18 protein-coding genes and 1 pseudogene are annotated in these 18,019 nt (G+C 60.9%); 14 read left to right on the forward strand and 5 right to left on the reverse strand.

All coding sequences use genetic code 11. The features are described 5' to 3' along the window. Nucleotides 1-5: 5 nt before the first annotated feature. From AC19YX_RS01410 to AC19YX_RS01420, 3 genes and pseudogenes are all read left to right on the forward strand, one after another. Nucleotides 6-217, forward strand: a pseudogene (locus AC19YX_RS01410) (hypothetical protein); the annotation flags it as partial. Nucleotides 218-237: 20 nt separating this feature from the next. Continuing rightward, nucleotides 238-1,827, forward strand: a complete 1,590-nt coding sequence (locus AC19YX_RS01415; RefSeq protein WP_078472206.1) for an ABC-F family ATPase — start codon at nt 238-240, stop codon at nt 1,825-1,827. Between the two features lie 176 nt (nt 1,828-2,003). Beyond that, nucleotides 2,004-3,191: an MFS transporter gene (locus AC19YX_RS01420; RefSeq protein ID WP_500605495.1), complete on the forward strand. Its 1,188-nt coding sequence runs from the start codon at nt 2,004-2,006 to the stop codon at nt 3,189-3,191. A gap of 1 nt (nt 3,192) precedes the next feature. Here AC19YX_RS01420 and AC19YX_RS01425 read toward each other — a convergent pair whose 3' ends face one another. Further along, nucleotides 3,193-4,230, reverse strand: a complete 1,038-nt coding sequence (locus AC19YX_RS01425) for an alpha/beta hydrolase family protein (protein WP_500605496.1) — start codon at nt 4,228-4,230, stop codon at nt 3,193-3,195. A 256-nt stretch (nt 4,231-4,486) separates the two neighbouring features. Further along, on the reverse strand, nt 4,487-5,095 hold the full coding sequence (locus AC19YX_RS01430) for an FMN-dependent NADH-azoreductase (protein ID WP_020298079.1): 609 nt from the start codon (nt 5,093-5,095) through the stop codon (nt 4,487-4,489). 127 nt (nt 5,096-5,222) lie between these two features. On the opposite strand from AC19YX_RS01430, the gene AC19YX_RS01435 reads away from it, so the two are divergent. Continuing rightward, a complete protein-coding gene (locus AC19YX_RS01435; RefSeq protein ID WP_078472203.1) occupies nt 5,223-6,131 on the forward strand; it encodes a LysR substrate-binding domain-containing protein in 909 nt (302 codons plus the stop codon). 11 nt (nt 6,132-6,142) lie between these two features. Beyond that, nucleotides 6,143-6,487: an MmcQ/YjbR family DNA-binding protein gene (locus AC19YX_RS01440; RefSeq protein WP_500606126.1), complete on the forward strand. Its 345-nt coding sequence runs from the start codon at nt 6,143-6,145 to the stop codon at nt 6,485-6,487. On the opposite strand, the gene AC19YX_RS01445 is transcribed toward AC19YX_RS01440, so the two are convergent. Together AC19YX_RS01445 and AC19YX_RS01450 are read right to left on the reverse strand one after the other, a co-directional pair. Continuing rightward, nucleotides 6,484-6,912, reverse strand: coding sequence for a DUF1294 domain-containing protein (locus tag AC19YX_RS01445; RefSeq protein ID WP_078472201.1), 429 nt, complete (start codon nt 6,910-6,912; stop codon nt 6,484-6,486). The two genes, AC19YX_RS01440 and AC19YX_RS01445, sit on opposite strands and share 4 nt — an antisense overlap. Then, nucleotides 6,909-7,739, reverse strand: a complete 831-nt coding sequence (locus AC19YX_RS01450) for an undecaprenyl-diphosphate phosphatase (RefSeq protein ID WP_500605497.1) — start codon at nt 7,737-7,739, stop codon at nt 6,909-6,911. Before AC19YX_RS01450 ends, AC19YX_RS01445 begins: the two co-directional genes overlap by 4 nt. A 290-nt stretch (nt 7,740-8,029) precedes the next feature. Between AC19YX_RS01450 and AC19YX_RS01455 the strand changes: the two genes are divergently transcribed. The 8 genes from AC19YX_RS01455 (at nt 8,030) to fapF (ending at nt 15,712) form a co-directional block, all read left to right on the forward strand. Next, nucleotides 8,030-9,664 carry a methyl-accepting chemotaxis protein gene (locus tag AC19YX_RS01455; RefSeq protein ID WP_043229803.1) on the forward strand — a complete coding sequence of 545 codons (1,635 nt, stop codon included), beginning with the start codon at nt 8,030-8,032 and terminating at the stop codon, nt 9,662-9,664. 217 nt (nt 9,665-9,881) lie between these two features. After that, nucleotides 9,882-10,406 carry an AAA family ATPase gene (locus AC19YX_RS01460; protein WP_500606127.1) on the forward strand — a complete coding sequence of 175 codons (525 nt, stop codon included), beginning with the start codon at nt 9,882-9,884 and terminating at the stop codon, nt 10,404-10,406. Between the two features lie 344 nt (nt 10,407-10,750). Then, the gene (gene fapA / locus AC19YX_RS01465; RefSeq protein ID WP_078472198.1) at nt 10,751-11,200 is read left to right on the forward strand and encodes a functional amyloid chaperone FapA; all 450 of its coding nucleotides are present in this window, start codon (nt 10,751-10,753) and stop codon (nt 11,198-11,200) included. 1 nt (nt 11,201) lies between these two features. Beyond that, nucleotides 11,202-11,780, forward strand: coding sequence for a fibril amyloid subunit FapB (gene fapB, locus AC19YX_RS01470; RefSeq protein ID WP_500605498.1), 579 nt, complete (start codon nt 11,202-11,204; stop codon nt 11,778-11,780). Between the two features lie 64 nt (nt 11,781-11,844). Continuing rightward, the gene (gene fapC, locus AC19YX_RS01475) at nt 11,845-12,831 is read left to right on the forward strand and encodes an amyloid-like fimbrin subunit FapC (RefSeq protein ID WP_078472196.1); all 987 of its coding nucleotides are present in this window, start codon (nt 11,845-11,847) and stop codon (nt 12,829-12,831) included. 64 nt (nt 12,832-12,895) lie between these two features. Next, nucleotides 12,896-13,576 (forward strand): fibril amyloid maturation endopeptidase FapD, encoded by a 681-nt coding sequence (gene fapD, locus AC19YX_RS01480; protein WP_500605499.1) that lies wholly within the window; start codon nt 12,896-12,898, stop codon nt 13,574-13,576. A gap of 50 nt (nt 13,577-13,626) precedes the next feature. Then, nucleotides 13,627-14,361, forward strand: a complete 735-nt coding sequence (fapE, locus tag AC19YX_RS01485; RefSeq protein ID WP_500605500.1) for a fibril amyloid subunit FapE — start codon at nt 13,627-13,629, stop codon at nt 14,359-14,361. 52 nt (nt 14,362-14,413) lie between these two features. Then, the gene (gene fapF, locus AC19YX_RS01490; protein WP_500605501.1) at nt 14,414-15,712 is read left to right on the forward strand and encodes a fibril amyloid transporter FapF; all 1,299 of its coding nucleotides are present in this window, start codon (nt 14,414-14,416) and stop codon (nt 15,710-15,712) included. 70 nt (nt 15,713-15,782) lie between these two features. Here the strand turns inward: fapF and AC19YX_RS01495 are convergent, their stop codons facing one another. Next, on the reverse strand, nt 15,783-17,108 hold the full coding sequence (locus tag AC19YX_RS01495) for a sigma-54 dependent transcriptional regulator (RefSeq protein WP_078472192.1): 1,326 nt from the start codon (nt 17,106-17,108) through the stop codon (nt 15,783-15,785). A gap of 353 nt (nt 17,109-17,461) precedes the next feature. On the opposite strand from AC19YX_RS01495, the gene AC19YX_RS01500 reads away from it, so the two are divergent. After that, nucleotides 17,462-17,728 carry a hypothetical protein gene (locus tag AC19YX_RS01500; protein ID WP_020298094.1) on the forward strand — a complete coding sequence of 89 codons (267 nt, stop codon included), beginning with the start codon at nt 17,462-17,464 and terminating at the stop codon, nt 17,726-17,728. The last annotated feature ends 291 nt before the right edge of the window (nt 17,729-18,019 follow it).

An 18,019-nucleotide genomic window follows, 5' to 3' on the forward strand; every position in this document is an offset into this window, starting at 1 on the left:
GGTGCAGACCGCCATACAACTGTCGTCACACCTATGCGACAATGCGCGCCATGTCTGGCATGAACCCCCGCATTCATCTCCCAGCAGCTCGGCCATAACGTGCAGATGCTGCTCTCGACTTATGCGCGATGGATCAACTCAACGTACGGGTTGGAGCGAAATCGAATCGCTCCATATCAGTCCCAAATTGGTCCCAGCCGAAACAAGCGCACTCTAAGCTATTGATAGGTAAAGTAATTGATCTCCACAGCTAACATCACGATGCAATTCGGCGCCAAGCCGTTGTTCGAAAACGTTTCGGTCAAATTCGGCGCCGGCAACCGTTATGGCCTGATCGGTGCCAACGGTTGCGGCAAGTCGACCTTCATGAAGATCCTCGGCGGCGACCTGGATCCATCCGGCGGCCAGGTGATGCTGGAACCGAACGTGCGTCTGGGTAAGCTGCGCCAGGATCAGTTCGCCTACGAAGAATTCACCGTGATCGACACCGTGATCATGGGTCACGAAGAGCTGTGGAAGGTCAAGGCTGAGCGCGATCGCATCTACTCGCTGCCGGAAATGACCGAAGAAGACGGCATGGCCGTGGCCGAGTTGGAAACCGATTTCGCCGAAATGGACGGCTACACCGCCGAATCCCGCGCTGGCGAACTGCTGCTGGGCCTGGGTATCGGCATCGAGCAGCACAATGGCCCGATGAGCGAAGTCTCCCCAGGCTGGAAACTGCGGGTATTGCTGGCCCAGGCGTTGTTCTCCGATCCTGAAGTGCTGTTGCTCGACGAACCGACCAACCACCTGGACATCAACACCATCCGCTGGCTGGAAAACATCCTGACCCAGCGCAACAGCCTGATGATCATCATCTCCCACGACCGTCACTTCCTGAACAGCGTGTGCACCCACATGGCTGACCTGGACTACGGCGAGCTGCGTCTGTTCCCGGGCAACTACGACGAATACATGACCGTGGCGACCCAGTCCCGCGAGCAACTGCTGTCGGACAACGCCAAGAAGAAAGCGCAGATTTCCGAACTGCAATCGTTCGTCAGCCGCTTCTCGGCCAACGCCTCGAAAGCCAAGCAGGCCACTTCCCGCGCCAAGGCGATCGACAAGATCCAACTGGCCGAGGTCAAGCCTTCGAGCCGCGTGAGCCCGTTCATCCGCTTCGAACAAACCAAGAAGCTGCACCGCCAAGCAGTGATTGTCGAGCGCATGGCCAAAGGCTTCGATGGCAAAACCCTGTTCAAGGACTTCAGCTTCCAGGTCGAAGCCGGCGAGCGCGTCGCGATCATCGGCCCGAACGGTATCGGCAAGACCACCCTGCTGCGTACCCTGGTCAACGAACTGACTCCGGACGCCGGCACCGTGAAATGGACCGAAGCCGCTGAACTGGGCTACTACGCCCAGGACCACGCGTCGGACTTCGAAGACGAATCCAACCTGTTCGACTGGATGGGCCGCTGGACCAAGGAAGGCGAACAAATGGTTCGTGGCACCCTGGGCCGCATGCTGTTCTCCAACGATGAGATCCTCAAGTCGGTCAAGGTCATCTCCGGTGGCGAGCAAGGTCGCATGCTGTTCGGCAAGCTGATTCTGCAAAAGCCGAACGTGCTGATCATGGACGAACCGACCAACCACTTGGACATGGAATCCATCGAGGCGCTGAACCTGGCGCTGGAAAACTACCCGGGCACGCTGATTTTCGTCAGCCACGACCGTGAGTTCGTCTCGTCCCTGGCCACCCGCATCATCGAACTCAGCCCAAGCGGCGTGACCGACTTCAGCGGCACCTACGATGACTACCTGCGCAGCCAGGGTGTAGCGATCTAAGGCAAGAGCCTCGATAAGCGGCAAGCTGCAAGAAAAAGCCCTGTCCTGGTGACGGGGCTTTTTGTTTTTCCCGCACGGTGGTACGCCAGCTCGAAGCAATAGATAGCCTGCTTTCTTTTATTATCCAGCCACGCCATGATGCGGTTCTCCAACCGCCCGCCCGCGAACGAGCCCTCATGTCTGCGCAACAGCCGCCTGCCACCAGCTCCATGACGATCACCCTGCAGATCGTCTCCATCGTTTTCTATACCTTTATTGCCTTCCTCTGCATCGGCCTGCCGATTGCCGTGTTGCCGGGTTATGTCCACGAACAGTTGGGTTTCAGCGCCGTGGTGGCCGGGCTGACCATTGGTTCGCAATACCTGGCGACCCTGCTCAGCCGGCCCATGGCCGGGCGCATGTCGGACAGCGTCGGCACCAAGCGCGCCATTGTGTACGGGTTGATCGGGATCCTCCTGAGCGGCGGCCTGACACTGCTCTCGACCCTGCTGCAAAGCCTGCCGCTGCTGAGCCTGACCATCCTGCTCGGCGGGCGCCTGCTGCTGGGCGTGGCCCAGGGCCTGATCGGGGTTGGCACCATCAGCTGGTGCATGGGCCAGGTAGGCGCCGAACACACCGCTCGCTCGATCTCGTGGAACGGCATTGCCTCCTATGGGGCGATTGCCATTGGGGCACCCCTGGGGGTGGTGATGGTCGACCAGTACGGTTTCGCCAGCCTCGGCATCGCTTTGTCACTGTTGGCAGCCCTGGCTCTGGTACTGATCCGCAACAAAGCCTCGGTGCCGGTGGTGCGTGGCGAGCGCCTGCCGTTCTGGGCGGTGTTCGGGCGCATCGCCCCCTATGGCGCCAGCCTGAGCCTGGCCTCCATCGGCTACGGCACCCTGACCACCTTTATTACCCTGTTTTACCTGAATCGCGGCTGGACCGGCGCCGCCTACTGCCTGACCGTATTTGGCGTGTGCTTCATCGTGTCGCGGCTGTTGTTCATCTCCGCCATCAGCCGCTTCGGCGGCTTCAGGGCCGCTATCGCCTGCATGAGCATCGAGACCCTGGGCCTGGTCCTGCTGTGGCTCGCGCCCTCCACCGCCTACGCCCTGATCGGCGCCGGGCTGACCGGTTTTGGCTTGTCACTGGTGTACCCGGCGCTGGGCGTCGAGGCGATCAGGCAGGTGCCCAACAGCAGTCGCGGTGCGGGCCTGAGTGCGTATGCGGTGTTTTTCGATCTCGCGCTGGCGATTGCCGGGCCGTTGATGGGGGCGGTGGCGCTGAACCTGGGGTATTCATGGATCTTCTTCTGCGCGGCGCTGCTGTCCGTCACCGCGCTGGGCCTGACCCTGCTGTTGCAGCGCCGCTCCAACACCTGACTCACTGATCCGCGGTCTGCATCCCGGCGCGGCTGGATTTGCCCAGGGTGTGGGCGAAGAATTTGCCGGCCTCGGCAATCAGGTTGCGGTGAATGTCCTCGCGGTCGACGCCATCGGCATCGGTGCACAGCGCTGGCATCGCTGCCAATTGCGCTTCGCTGCACGGGGCCATGAACACGAAATGCCCGGCGCCGGCCAGCAGCTTGAAGTCCGGTGCCACAGGCAGCTTGCGTGCCAGGGCCGCGGCGTTCTTGTCCAGCGCCACCAGTTTGTCGCCGTCGCCACTGTAGAGCAGCACCGGTACATGCACGCCCGCCAGGGTATGGCGACCGAACTTGAGGCTCAGCGGCGCCATCAGCATCAAGGCATGCACCCGGGCATCCGCCACCGGCTGCAAATCATCGCGATCGACGATCAGTTCACCCTGGGTATTGCAGGCATCCCGGTCATCGGGACGTTCCTGGCAATAGCGCCGCAGGCGATCCAGGTCCGGGGTGGCGCCCGAAAGAATCAGCGCGGTTTCGCCACCGGCGGAATAGCCGATCACCCCCACCTGATCGGCATTGACGAAAGGTGACAGCATCGGGTCGGCCAGGGTCGCGGTAATGGCTTCGGAAATCTGGATCGGCCGCCCATAGAGGTTGCTCAAGGTTCCGAGGCGGCTGTGGTCCTTGGAGTTGTCCCCGGGGTGGATCACCGCCACCACCACGAACCCCTTGCGGGCCAGGGAGGTGGCCAGATCGTGCAGTGCCAGCGGGGTGCCAGTATTGCCATGGGACAGCATCAGCATCGGGAAACGACCAATGGCGACCTTGGCATCCTGGGTCGCCGCCACTTGGTATCCCTCAAGCGTGCTGTTGTGCTCGTAACCGGTGGATGGATAAAAAGCGATGGCGCGCATGGGTTGCAGATCGAGCGGGTCGAGAAAGGTCATCTCGTGATAACCGACGCTCCAGTGCGGGTGCTGTGCAGGCGCGGCCTGCACCGAAATCAGGCTGCTGAGCAGGCAGATCAGTAACAGTGCACTGAGACGTTTCATGGGACGCCCACCTTTGCGGCTGGATCGAGAAACCCTTTGCCCCTGCCCTCCCTTGCAGCCAAGGCCTTGCAACACATCTGGCGAACGCTGGCAGGGGAACAGGCAAAAGACCGATGAACTTCTATCTGCATAACCTGGGCCAGAAGGCGTGAAAGGCAAAAACAAAAAAACTCCGTACTCTGATCATTTTCGACACTGATCAGAATACAGAGTTTAGTGCGCGTTACCGCACCCGGATTAAGTCTTTACACAAGTATTACGCGGCGGCGAATTGCTCTTCGATCTGCGCCTGGGCGTCGTTCAAGGCCTTGCTGCGCACTTCTTCACCGTACGCCAGGCCGTGGGCGCGGACGAATTCCAGGTCGGTGATGCCGATAAAACCCAGCATGACCTTGAGGTAATCTTCATGACCGACGCCGGTTGCCTGGCCCACATGCAGGCCGCCGGAGGTGGAAACCACCACAACTTTCTTGTTGCCGCACAGGCCTTCAGGGCCGGCTTCGGTGTAACGGAACGTCTGGCCGGCCACTGCAATGCGGTCGATCCAGGCCTTGAGCTGGGTCGGAATACTGAAGTTGTACATCGGCGCAGCAATTACTACGGCGTCAGCCGCCAGGAACTCGGCCAGGGTCGAAGCGCTAAGCTCGGCTTCGTGCTGCAGCGCGGCGTCGCGCAATTCGGCCGAGGTGCCGGCGGCAAGCAACGTGGCGGCGGAAAAGTGGCTGATGGCATCGCTGGCCAGGTCGCGGTAGGTGACCACCACCGATGGATCGGCGGCTTGCCAGGCGGCCACCACGTTGTGGCTCAACTGACGGGAGGCCGAGTGGTCGCCAAGGATGCTCGAATCGATATGCAACAGTTTCATGTGGGATCTCCAAGTGAGGATCGCCACCGGGCGATCAAGTGGGGGTGATCCTACAGATGAAACCAATAGCTGATTAGTCGGCATAAATGCGATAGTTCGTCTCATCAGTGGAACAGTCGAGCCCGTCATGCAAGACCTCAACGATCTTTATTACTTTGCCAAGGTGGTGGAAGCCGGTGGTTTTGCCGCCGCCGGGCGCCTGCTGGGCATCCCCAAGTCCCGCCTGTCGAGGCGTATTGCCCAGCTTGAAGAACGCCTCAATGCGCGCCTCCTGCAACGCACCACGCGGCAATTGAAGCTGACCGCGGTCGGCGAGCGCTATTTGCGCCATTGCCAGGCCATGCTGCTGGAGGCGGAAATGGCCGACGAAGCCGTGGCCAGCATGTCCAGTGAGCCCCGTGGGCGCTTGCGGGTGTCCTGCCCGGTGGGCCTGGCGCACCAGTTCCTGCCACAGGTCATCAGCACCTTCCTCGGCAAACACCCCCATGTTCAGCTGGAAATGATGCTGCTCAATCGCCGCGTCGACCTGGTGACCGAGGGCATCGACGTGGCCCTGCGTGTGCGCGAACTGGGGGATGAAGACCCGCTGCTGGTTACTCGCCGCCTGCGCCAGGCACAGACGGTGATGGTCGCCAGCCCCGACTTTCTGCGCGAGCGCAGCATCAGCCACCCGCAAGACCTGCACCAGGTACCGGTGCTCGGCGCCCTGGAAGCCGATCGCCAGGTGCATTTGCGCATGTTCGACGAACAGGGCACCCAGTTTGATTTGGCGCTGGAGGCGCGGCTGGGCATCGACGACTTTATCGTGCGCAAGGCCTGCACCCTGTCCGGACTGGGCTTCACCGTTCTGCCGATGATGTACTGCGAGGAAGAACTGCAAACTGGCCAGCTGGTGCAACTGCTGCCCCAGTGGTCGCTGCCGGGCGGCTGGCTGCAGGCGGTTTATCCCCATCGCCGCGGGTTATTGCCGGCCGTACGGTCCTGGATCGACCACCTGACCGAATCCTTCAAGAGTTGCGGAGACCGAACCCTGTGAAAGCCAAACCCATGAGCGAAGACGATGTGGCGCAATTCTGCCTGGCCTTGCCCGGCGCCCGGGAAGACTACAAGTGGGGTGGCGTGCGGGTGTTTTCCATTGCCGGCAACAAGATGTTCGCCCTGCAAGGCCTGCGGGGCGACTCCCTGGCGTTCAAGGTCGACAAGGAGTTGTTCCTCGGCCATGTCGACCGCCCGGGGCTCCATCCCGCACCTTACTTGGCGCGAGCCCATTGGGTGATCATGGACACGCCCTACCCGCTGGTCGCCGGCGAGCTGCAAGAGCTGCTGCGGCGCTCCCATCAATTGGTGGTGGCCAAATTGCCGAAACGGGTACAGGTAGGGCTGCTGCTCTAGAGCAGGTTCGACAGCCCGGCGTCGAGAAACAGCCGGTCGATCCAGAACACTTGGTGCACCGCCACGATCAGCCAGAACAGCGCCTGGTACGAGACCTTGCGCGTCTTGTGCCGGAACACTTGCTGCGCCAGCAACGCGCCGGGCCAGCCACCGGCCAGCTCCAGGGCGTGCAGGACCTTTTCCGGCGTGCGCCGGCCGTTGTTGCGGGCCTGGCGCTTGTCGTACCCGTAGAGCGCAAAGGTCAGGCCGCTGACGACCCCATAACCGACCAGGGGTAGCAGCGATACCCCCTGCTGCCATAGGGACAGCGAGCCGAACAACGGCAGCCCGCACAGCAAGGCGAACGCCAGCCACTTCAGGCGTGGGTGCGCGACCGTCGTCCCGCTGTTGCGCCCGGGGCGACCACTGCTCCGTGGCTCGCTCAAGGCTTGGCCGCCGCCCAGTCCACCCAGCCAAACTGCCAGGTGGCGAGGATCAGCAGGCCGAACACGATCCGGTACCAGGCAAACGCGGCGTAGCTGTGGCTGGCGATGAACTTGAGCAGGCCCTTGACCGCGATCATGGCGAAGACAAACGCGGTCACGAAGCCGATGGCGAACACCGGCATATCATCGGGCTGGAACAGATGACGGTACTTGTAGCCGGAATACACCGCCGCTCCGACCATGGTCGGCATGGCCAGGAAGAACGAAAACTCGGTAGCGGTCTTGCGCGACAGGCCGAACAGCAGGCCGCCGATGATGGTCGAGCCGGAGCGCGACGTGCCGGGAATCATCGCCAGGCATTGGGCGAAACCGACTTTCAGCGCGTCCTGCCAGGTGATGTCATCAACGCTGTGGGCATGGACCTCATGCTCGCGGCGCTCGGCCCAGAGCATGATCACCCCGCCGACCACCAGGGCCGTGGCCACCGTGATCGGGTTGAACAGGTATTGATGGATCAGGTCGGCAAAAATCACCCCCAGCACCACGGCCGGGAAAAACGCGATCAGCAAGTTGACGGTAAACCGCTGGGCGTTGCGTTGCCTGGGCAGGCCCACCACCACGTCGAAGATCTTGCGCCGAAACTCCCAGACCACGGCCAGGATCGCCCCGAGCTGGATGATGATGTTGAACGCCATGGCGCGCTCACCGCCAAAGTCGAGCAGGTCCGCCACAATAATCTGGTGGCCGGTGCTGCTGATGGGCAAAAACTCTGTCAGCCCCTCGACAACCCCAAGTATCAACGCCTGAGCGGCGGTCCAAAGATCCATCAATCCCCCATAAGGCCGTGCTGCAGCAGGCCCTGATCGTTTTTTTTTAGTGTTCACTGCGATGAGCGTAGCGGTGGTGCGCGCGCAATAGGATTAACAACAACCGATGAAAAATCCGTGAAAAATCAAGCCGGATTCAGGTTTTCCGCTGCGGGGCCGAAATCCTATCAGACATGCATGAATAACGCTTCGACCTTGTCTGGCCGACAGGCTCGGCGCCCCGGGCCGACAAGGTGCCTGAATACTCGCGACTATTGATGACAAGAACAACAAATCGGAGTGACGCAATGATGAATAGCTTGCGCAATGTATCGATCAGCCGCCGGCTGTGGCTGATCCTGATAGTCGCGGTGCTCATGCTATTGACCCTGGGCATGTTGATGCTCAAGCAGATCCACAACGATCTGTATCAGGCCAAGGCGCAGAAAACCCAACATGTGGTGCAGACCGCCAACGGTGTGCTGGCGTATTACCAAAGCCTCGAAACCGCCGGCACCCTGAGCCGCGAGGCTGCGCAGAAACAGGCCCTGAGCGTGATTCGCGGCTTGCGCTACGATCAGAACGACTACTTCTGGATCAACGACCTGACCCCGGTGATGGTCATGCACCCGGCCAACCCCAAGCTTGAAGGCCAGAACCTCTCGGCGATCAAGGACCCGGATGGCTTTGCCCTGTTCAACGAGATGGTCAACATCGCCAAGACCAAGGGCGCCGGCATGGTCGACTACCGCTGGCCGAAGCCCGGGGCGGACGCGCCGGTGCAGAAAACCTCCTATGTCCAGTTGTTCCAGCCCTGGGGCTGGATCATCGGCTCGGGGGTGTATATCGATGACATGCAGGCCGAGTTCTACACCCAGGTCCGTCAGGCGTCGTTTATCGGCCTGGGCATTGCGCTGCTGATGGGCCTGCTGGTGGCGCTGATCGCCCGCAGCATCGTGCGCCCCCTCCAGGAAACGGTGCATGCCATGGCCAATATCGCCAGCGGCGAAAGCGACCTGACCCGCACCCTCGATACCCACGGCCAGGATGAGGTCACGGAACTGGCGCGGCATTTCAACGGCTTTACCGCCAAGTTGCGCCTGGTGGTCAGCCAGTTGCAGGTGTCCGCCGGTGCCCTGGAGCAGTCCTCGGCAGACCTGGGCAGCAACGCCAGCCAGGCCCAGGAACGCAGCCAGCAGCAATCGCAGCAGATGGAGCTGGTGGCCACCGCCATCAACGAGGTGACCTACGGCGTGCAGGATGTGGCGAAAAACGCCGAGCATGCCGCCAGTGAAATGCGCGATGCCGAGGCCCAGGCGCAACAGGGCCAGGTCAATATCGACGGCAGCCTGCAACAGATCGACCGGCTGTCGAGCACCATCGACCAGGCGGTTGAAGTGATTCGCACCCTGGCCGCGGAAAGCACTCAGATCGGCAGTGTGCTGGAGGTGATTCGCTCGATCGCCGAGCAGACCAACCTGCTGGCGTTGAATGCGGCCATCGAGGCGGCCCGCGCCGGCGAACAGGGTCGCGGCTTTGCGGTGGTGGCTGATGAGGTGCGGTTGCTGGCACAACGCACGCAGAAATCCACGGCCGAGATCCAGTCGATGATCGAGCGCCTGCAGAACCATTCCGAAGCCGCGGTCAAGGTGATTGGCGACAGCAGCCGTGCCTCGCAGATGACCATCGAACAGGCCGGTCTGGCCGGCCAGAGTCTGAATGCCATCGGCCAGGCACTGCGCAACCTCAACGGGCTCAACGCCTCCATCGCCAGTGCCACCCTGCAGCAGGCCCATGTGGTCGAAGACATCAACCAGAACGTGACCCAAGCCGCAGGCCTGTCCCACAGCACGGCGATGGCGGCCGAGCAGTCCAGCGCCGCCAGTCGCCACCTCAAGGAGCTCAGCGAGCAGCTCAACGGTCTGTTGCGCCAGTTCCGCGTCTAGGTCCCGGCGGTGGCGGGCCCTGCCCGCCACCTTCGCCGCGCTCGGACTAACGCGCAGCGCCGCACTCTGGTTACAATCCGCGCCCTCCTCCATTTTCCCAAGGAATGTCCATGCCCGGGCTTGAACTGTTTGCCGTTGCGCTCGGCGCCGTTGCCGCCTGGCTCAGGGCCAACGCCAGCTGGCGGGCAGATGGGTGCGCTACTGCGGTCTGCCGAGCATGAAAGTGGTGGTGCTGACCGGCCCCGAGTCCAGCGGCAAGAGCTGGCTGGCCAACGAGCTGCAGGCGCGCCTGGGGGGCATCCAGGTCGGCGAGTACGTGCGCCATTTCATCGATCAGCAAGGCCGCGACACTTGCTTCGCGGATATTCCGCAGATCGCCAGGGGCCAACTGGACTGGGAAGACGCAGCCCGGGCGCGCAACCCTGAACTGTTGATCCTCGACACTCATTTGCTGAGCAACATGCTCTGGAGCCAGACCCTGTTTGGCGACTGCCCGCCCTGGCTCGAACCGGAACTGCTGGCCCGACGCTACGACCTGCACCTGCTGCTGTCACCGGAGCAGGTGGGCTGGGTTGACGACGGCCAGCGCTGCCAGCCGCAGCTGGAGCAGCGGCTGGGTTTTTTCCAGGCTTCGCGGAACTGGCTGGTGCAACATCGCCAGCCGTTTACGGTGGTGGGCGGTGATTGGGAGCAACGTCGGCAACTGGCCCTGGCTGAGGTCGGCCAATTGCTCGCCGGTTGAAGCCCTGACCCGCGCATTTTCCCGCCGAACAGGGCCCAAGTGTCCATTCCTGAAACAGGTGCCCGCCCCCATATCAGCCTGCGCCAAGGCTCGCCGCGATTGCCCGCGGATCTGTTAAGCCACTGATACAGCCTCTTGCGAACCCCTGATCTAGAGCATCGGCCCGCCTATGGCCATGTGCCGGTCCTGCCACCTGTCTCAGGGTTGAAACACTCGCGATCGCCACCCTCGGCAAAAAAATCCAAGGCCTTGAATTCTCGAAAGAATTAAAAAGCGGCACAGCTCCTGCTCTCTTCCTGTCAACGCTCTGGTTAGGGCCAGCGCTCAGAAGAAGGAATGCCGCCGTGGGGAATATCAATCAAGGTTTGACCCGCCTCTTGCTGATCGGTTGTGCCGTCAGCGCGGCGTATTGCCTTCCCGTACAGGCAGCCGGCGACGGCGTGATTGTGCTTGAGCGCACCGTGCACCCTCAACCCATCGGTCGCCAGTCGCTGCAACCGGACCCGTACCCCACCACCGTCAACGCCAACCCTTCGGCGCGGATCAACGGGATCATCGGTGGCAGTGAAATGACCGACGGCGATTTTGCCGGCGTCAACAGCGGCGCGCTGATTCGCAACACTATCATGCCCAGCGGTGGACACGTTCCAGGGCTGAATGTGGTGACCAACCCCAACGGCCTGCCAGGCATGTCCGCCGGCCACGGCGGCGGCTCGGGCGCCTCCATCTCCAACTCGATCAATCGCTCGATCAGCGCCGGCATGGCGCCCTTGAGCAATATCGGAGGGCAGTGAGATGAACCGGTCCCTGCTGCTTATCGCCCTGCTCACCTGCACTAGCGCCATGGCCGACTCGGCCAGCCAGGTGACCAGCACCTCGACCATCCAGAACTCCGGCGCGGGCTACACCGGCAATCTCACCATCAACCAGGCCGCCGGCGACCAGCAACAACAAACCAACGTGCGGGCCATCGCCATCGGCACCAATGCCAGCGCCAGCACCAGCGTCAATCAGAAACTCACCACGCCAGCCGATCGCTCGATCAATGCCAGCAGCACCATCGGCGGCAACTCTTTCAGTAATGGCGGCGGAGCACTGGGCGTCAACCAGTCCTCCGGCGCCAATAACCAAATGGTCAACGCCATGCGGATCAGCATCAGTGCCAATCCGCAAGGCATCGACGACAGCGTCCTGTCCCAACAGAACGTGGCGCTGTTACCAAGCTCAGGAGCAACTGACGCTCATCAAGGCAGCCGCCAGGTCGTTACCAGCGACCAGGCCTTCACCGGCAGCCGTGGAGTGACTCAGGTGAACCAGAGTGCCGGGGTGGGGAACCGAATGGCTAACACCCTGAGCATCCGGGTCGCTGACTGACCCAAACGCAGTGCAATTAGAAAGTACCAACACTTAACCAACTAATAAGCACCGGAGAAACACCATGAAACCTACAATGGCTCTCAAACCACTGGTTTTCGCACTGGCTGCAGTTATGGCAATGGCCGCTCAAGCAGGCGGGCAAGGCAACGGCAATGGGCATGGCAATGGCCATGACGATCACAATCAGGGTCCGGATCTGAACACCCTGCTGCAAATCACCGCCGGGGCCGGGGCGGCAGTGATCGACGTGCAAAACAGCAACACCAACGTGGTGAAAAACCAGGGCACCCTGAACACCGGCAAGGCTGACAACTCGCTCAACAACTCCAACGGCAACATGGGCGCCAACGTTGCAGCCGGCGACGGCAACCAACAAGACAACGCTGCCGCCCTGGCCACTGCCGATGAAAACTTCATCTTCGGCAGCGCCGTGGCCGCGTCCAGCGCCACTCAGTACAACAACAATAACTACGTTAAAAACTCGTCGACTCAAAACAACGCAATCCTCAACAACTCCGGCAACAACGGCTCGGGCAACCTGGGCATCAACGTCACCGCCGGCGACTTCAACCAACAGAAAAACAACCTGGCCATCGCCGTATCCGGTGGTCGCGTAGCGACTGCGGCTGCTTCGGCCAACCAGCAGTCGACCAACCTGGTCGTGGATAACAAAGGCGTACAGGCCTACAAAAAAGACACCCTCACTGGTGGCTTCGTAGCCTCGGGCACCTACAAAGGTACCGGCAGCGGCAAAATCGAAGGCGACGACGGTCATGGCAGCGGTCATGGCTACGGCGACAACAAAGGCCATGGCAACGACGATCAAAAACTCACCTTCAAAGAACAAGGCACGATCGAACTGGCTGGCTACTGGACCCAGCAAGTGCTGACCAAAGACGGCTGGAAAAACCCAGTGGTCAACAACGCCAGCATGACCGGCTCGATGAACGGCTTCTCCGGCAACGGCGGCGCCAACGTCTCGGCAGGTGTGGGCAACCAACAAAGCAACTCGCTGTCCATCGCTGCTGGCTGCAAAGCCTGCATGTAGTCGCGATCGAAAAAGAAAGCCCCGGCAACGGGGCTTTTCCACAGTCTCACAAGGCGTAACGATCATGCGAACTGCGATCTTCACTCTCTTGCTGTGCCTTTGCGGCCCTGTGTTTGCAGCACAGATGGCGGTTCCCGGACTTCCCGGCGGCAGCCTGATTTTCAAGCAGGTACAGAGCATTCGTGAGCGCAAGTTCAGCGACATCGTCGAACAGAAGACCGACTTCAGCTGCGGCGCCGCCGCACTGGCGACGATTCTGCGCCAGGCCTACTGGATGGATGTCTCCGAAGATGAAGTCATCAAGGGCATGCTGGTCAATTCGGACCAGAAGCTGGTCCAGACCCAGGGCTTCTCGATGCTCGACATGAAACGCTACGCGGAAAGTATCGGCATGCGCGCCCGGGGCTATCGGATTCCTCCCGAAAAGCTCGAAGCGGTGACCATTCCGGTGGTGGTACTGATGGAAATTCGAGGCTACAAGCACTTCGTGGTGATGCAGCGGGCCCAGAAGGACTGGGTCTATATCGGTGACCCGGTACTGGGCCACAAACGCTACTCCCATGAAGACTTCGTCAAAGGCTGGAATGGCATCGTGTTCGCCATCATCGGCCCGGGCTACGACAAGACCAACGCCTTGCTCGATCCCCCCGCCCCCCTGACCGCGAAAAACAAACTCGATGGTTTCTACCCGGTCCGAGACGCGGAGTTGATGGATTTCGGCTTTATACAAAGCGACTTCTTCTAGAGAAGCGCACACAACGATAAAAAGGGGGCAGGACGCTCCGGGAGCAGCAGATGAAAACTTCATACTGGCTGGCAGCCGCCTGCCTGGCAGCAGCTCTTCCAGCACATGCTGGTTTCACGCCCATCGAAATTCAGGATTCGGAACTGTCGCAAATGCGCGGCCGCTATGTGATGCCGGGGCGAATCATCAGCTTCGGCGTGGTCATGAGCAGTACCTGGCGCAACGCCAGTGGCGACCTGATCGGTGCCACCAGCACCCTGCAGATCCAGCAATCCACGGTAACGCCCCAGTTCTATGTGACCACCATCAGCCAGACCGGCAACGGCAGCACCCCCACTTCAGGCACCGGCAACGTGATCGGCGGCGCTGGCCTGGGCACCGGCCAGGGCGTGACGCAGACCGTGCGCGCCGCCGGCGACGGCAACAGCGCCTACAACAACGTCAGCATCAATGTCACCGAAACCAACCAAGCCCCGGCCCTGGTGCCCGGACAAGGCCAGGTACTGATCAGCGGACAAACCATTACCGGCAGTAATGCCGCCGGCACAGTCTCGGTTTCCGCCGCCAATGGCGGTATTCAGATGGCCATCCTGGCCAACAGCAACCAGGGCAATACCCTGCAGCAAGTGGCTCAGGGCAACCTGCTGCAAAACACCCGGCTGCTGGGTGACAGCAACATGGTCAACAACCTGACCCAACTCAACGTCGTCCTCAGAAACAACGGCCCGAGCAGCGGCGCCCTGGACTGTAATTTGAGTACGCTCAACGGCCTACGCAACTTCTGATCTTGAACTACGCTCCTCTCGACCATTGGGGTTCACAAGGGACGGTTTTTTCATGTATCGATCAGTTTCATTGCGCGCAGTCGTTTGTCTTAGCACGCTCCTCCCTGCGGCGGCCTTGCAGGCGGCCCCAGATGCGGATGTAGCGGCCCTGAAACAAGAACTTCTGGAGTTGAAGCAACGTTACGAAGTACAACAGAAGGCCCTTGCCGTACTGGAGCAAAGGGTCCGCCAGGTCGAGGATCAGCCCGCAGCAGCACCGCCCAAGCGCCTGGCCAAGTCGCCGGCCGATCTCAAGGGCAATCAGCAGGTCGCCGGCACCGGCGCGGGCGCGGCCTCCGGAGGCGCTGCCGGCGGGGGCAGTTCCTATGGTCAGTCACTCAAGGATGATTCGGCACCGGCACAAAGCGTGAGCAACCTCTACGACGAGGCCAGCGGCTTCTTTGGCGGCGGCAAGTTCAGCGTCGAAACCGGCATCAGCTACTCACGCTACGATGCGCGGCAATTGACCCTCAATGGCTTCCTGGCCCTGGACTCGATCCTGCTGGGCAGCGTCAACCTGGACCGGATCAAGTCGGATAACTGGACCCTGGACCTGACCGCCCGCTACAACCTGAACAACCGTTGGCAGTTCGATATCAACGCCCCCGTGGTCTACCGCGAGTCCACCTATCAGTCGGGTGGAGCTGATAACAACGCACAAAGCACCTCAGAACAGACGGTAACCCGTGATCCGACCCTGGGCGATATCAACTTTGGCGTGGCGTACAAATTCCTCGACGAATCTGACTACAGGCCCGATGCGGTGGTGAGCCTGCGGGTCAAGGCCCCTACCGGCAAGGATCCATTCGGTATCAAGTTCGTACCTTCATCCAACAACGACAACTTGGCAGTGCCTGAAAGCCTGCCGACGGGTAACGGCGTCTGGTCCATCACGCCAGGTATCTCCCTGGTCAAGACCTTCGACCCGGCGGTACTTTTCGGCAGCTTGTCCTACACCCACAACCTGGAAGAGTCGTTCAGTGATATCAGTTCCGATCTGAACTCCAAGATTCCGGGCAAGGTCAGCCTGGGTGACAGCTTCCAGATCGGCGCCGGCGTCGCCTTCGCCCTCAACGAGAAGATGAGTATGTCGTTCTCGGTCTCGGACCAGATCCAACGCAAGAGCAAGCTCAAGCAAAATGGCGGCGACTGGCAGTCGGTGGTTTCCAGCGATGCCAACGCCGGCTACTTCAACGTCGGCATGACCATTGCTGCCACCGACAACTTGACCGTAGTGCCCAACCTGTCCATCGGCATGACCCAGGATGCCCCGGACTTCACCTTCAGCCTGAAATTCCCGTACTACTTCTGACGGCCCCCCAGCTACAAAAAAAAGCCCGCTGCGAGATCAATCGCAGCGGGCTTTTTTAGTGCGCGGGTGATTAGCGAATCTGATGCTTGTGCAGCAGGCGGTAGAAGGTCGGGCGCGACACGCCCAGGACCCGGGCGGCGACACTGAGGTTGTCACTGTGGCGGTTGAGCACATCGCACAACGCCTGGCGCTCGGCGCGATGCTTGTAGTCTTCGAGGGTGCCCATGGGCGCGCTGATGGCTTGCTGGCTGAGCAGGCCCAGGTCCCGCGCCTCGATCTGCCGCCCCTCGGCCAACACCAGGCCACGCCGCACCCGGTTGGCCAGCTCGCGGACATTGCCCGGCCAATCATGTTTGCCCATGGCCACCAGGGCGTCCTCGCTGAAGCTGCGCGGGCGGCGCCCGGTTTCCTGGCTGTAGAAGTGGGAAAAGTGGTTGGCCAGCATGCCCAGGTCGCCGTGGCGTTCGCGCAACGGCGCGGTGACCACTTGCAGGACATTGAGCCGGTAATACAGGTCCTCGCGAAAACGGCCCTTGCCAATTGCCGACTCCAGGTCGACGTGGGTTGCGGCCAACACCCGCACATCCACCGGGATCGGCTGGCTGCCGCCGACCCGTTCGATGTGCTTTTCCTGGAGAAAGCGCAGCAGGTTGGCTTGCAGTTCCAGGGGCAGGTCACCGATTTCATCCAGAAACAGCGTGCCGCCGTGCGCCGCCTCGATACGCCCGACCTTGCGCTGGTGAGCCCCGGTGAAGGCGCCCTTTTCATGGCCGAACAACTCGGACTGGATCAGGTGCTCGGGAATCGCCCCGCAGTTGATCGCCACGAAGGGTTTGCTGTGCCGCTGGGATTGCCGGTGCAGGGTCCGGGCCACCAGCTCCTTGCCGGTCCCGCTTTCGCCGCGGATCAGTACCGGTGACTCGGTGGGCGCCAGCTTGCTCAAGAGTTTGCGCAGATCGCGGATCGGCCGGCTGTCGCCCAGCAGCTCATGTTCGGGCTGCTCGATATGGATGGCGCCCTGCCCGCGCAGACGCGCCATGCCGAAGGCCCGACCCAGGGTGACCTGGACCCGCGAGACATCGAACGGCAGGGTGTGAAAGTCAAAAAACCACTCGCAGACAAAGTCCCCGACCTTCTGCAACCGCAGCACATCGGGGCTCAGCACCGCGATCCACTCGGTGCCGCTGCGGCTGATCAGGTCCTTGACCGCTTCGGGGCGTTCCAGATGAAAGGGTTGCAGGCGCAGCAGGCCAACATCGCAGGAACGGTCGGCGGCCGCCTCCAGGCCACAGCTGTCGACGTTCCAGCCAACAGAGCGCAAGCCGGGCAGCAGACGATGACAATCGTCACACGGATCAACCACCAACAGTCGACGTTGCACAGGGGCTTCGAGCATGACTGATCCTTGGCGCCAAATAGAGGAAAAGTTATTAGAAACAACACTTTGGCAAACCTGGGTGTAACGTTAGCAAGAACTTGACAGCGTCTTGTACCGTTTGTTTATAGCGCTAATAGCCAAACCGACTAACCAGCTGCGCTTTTATCGGTTTGTGTGCTCGGCTTAATCCCCAACCTTTCGGTTAACTTTCAACTTTATTGACTTGGGCCCCTTGTTTGAAAGAAACACGAAATTTATCGATTAAATGTGTGACCCGTCTTCACAGTGGGGCATCAGTACAAGTACCAGCCGAACGGTAAGCCCAACCGACGGCACATCATTTGATTGGGCACCTTAAGAGAGAAGACCCCATGAACGCCCCGCTCCGTATCAACGAAGCACTCTTGATCGCCGACCGCGCATTCCAGCCATTTCAATGCGTAGCCTGGGCCCCACAAGACGGTAATGGCGAACTGAGCCTGACCGTCATCGACCGCACCAATACCCGTATTGGTCGCAAACAGATCCCCAGCAGTGCCTATTCCGATCCGGCACAACTGGAAAACCTGCTCAAACAAGCCCGCGCCGAGTTGAGCCAGGAAGGTTACACACTGCAGTCCTGGGCCATGCCCAAGTAAGCTCGGTTGACGTTGGCAGCAACCTGAATCGCAGCCAACAAACCACACCCCAAAAAACCGCGAGTTCGCCACTTCGCGGTTTTTTTATGCGCAGGTTTTAGCCCTTCCCAGCACCTCGGTTCCAGAGACGTGATTAAACCTCCTTCAGCATTGGGCAGATCGGCGACCCGCTTATTCAAACTTTAGTTGTATTGAAGAACACAGACACCTACACAGACGCAGTCAGTCTGTGCGATAGCACACATAGGTTTATAAATACTTTCCCAGCAACGACTGCACCTAACAACTTCC

This window comes from Pseudomonas sp. MF09150, assembly GCF_059862355.1.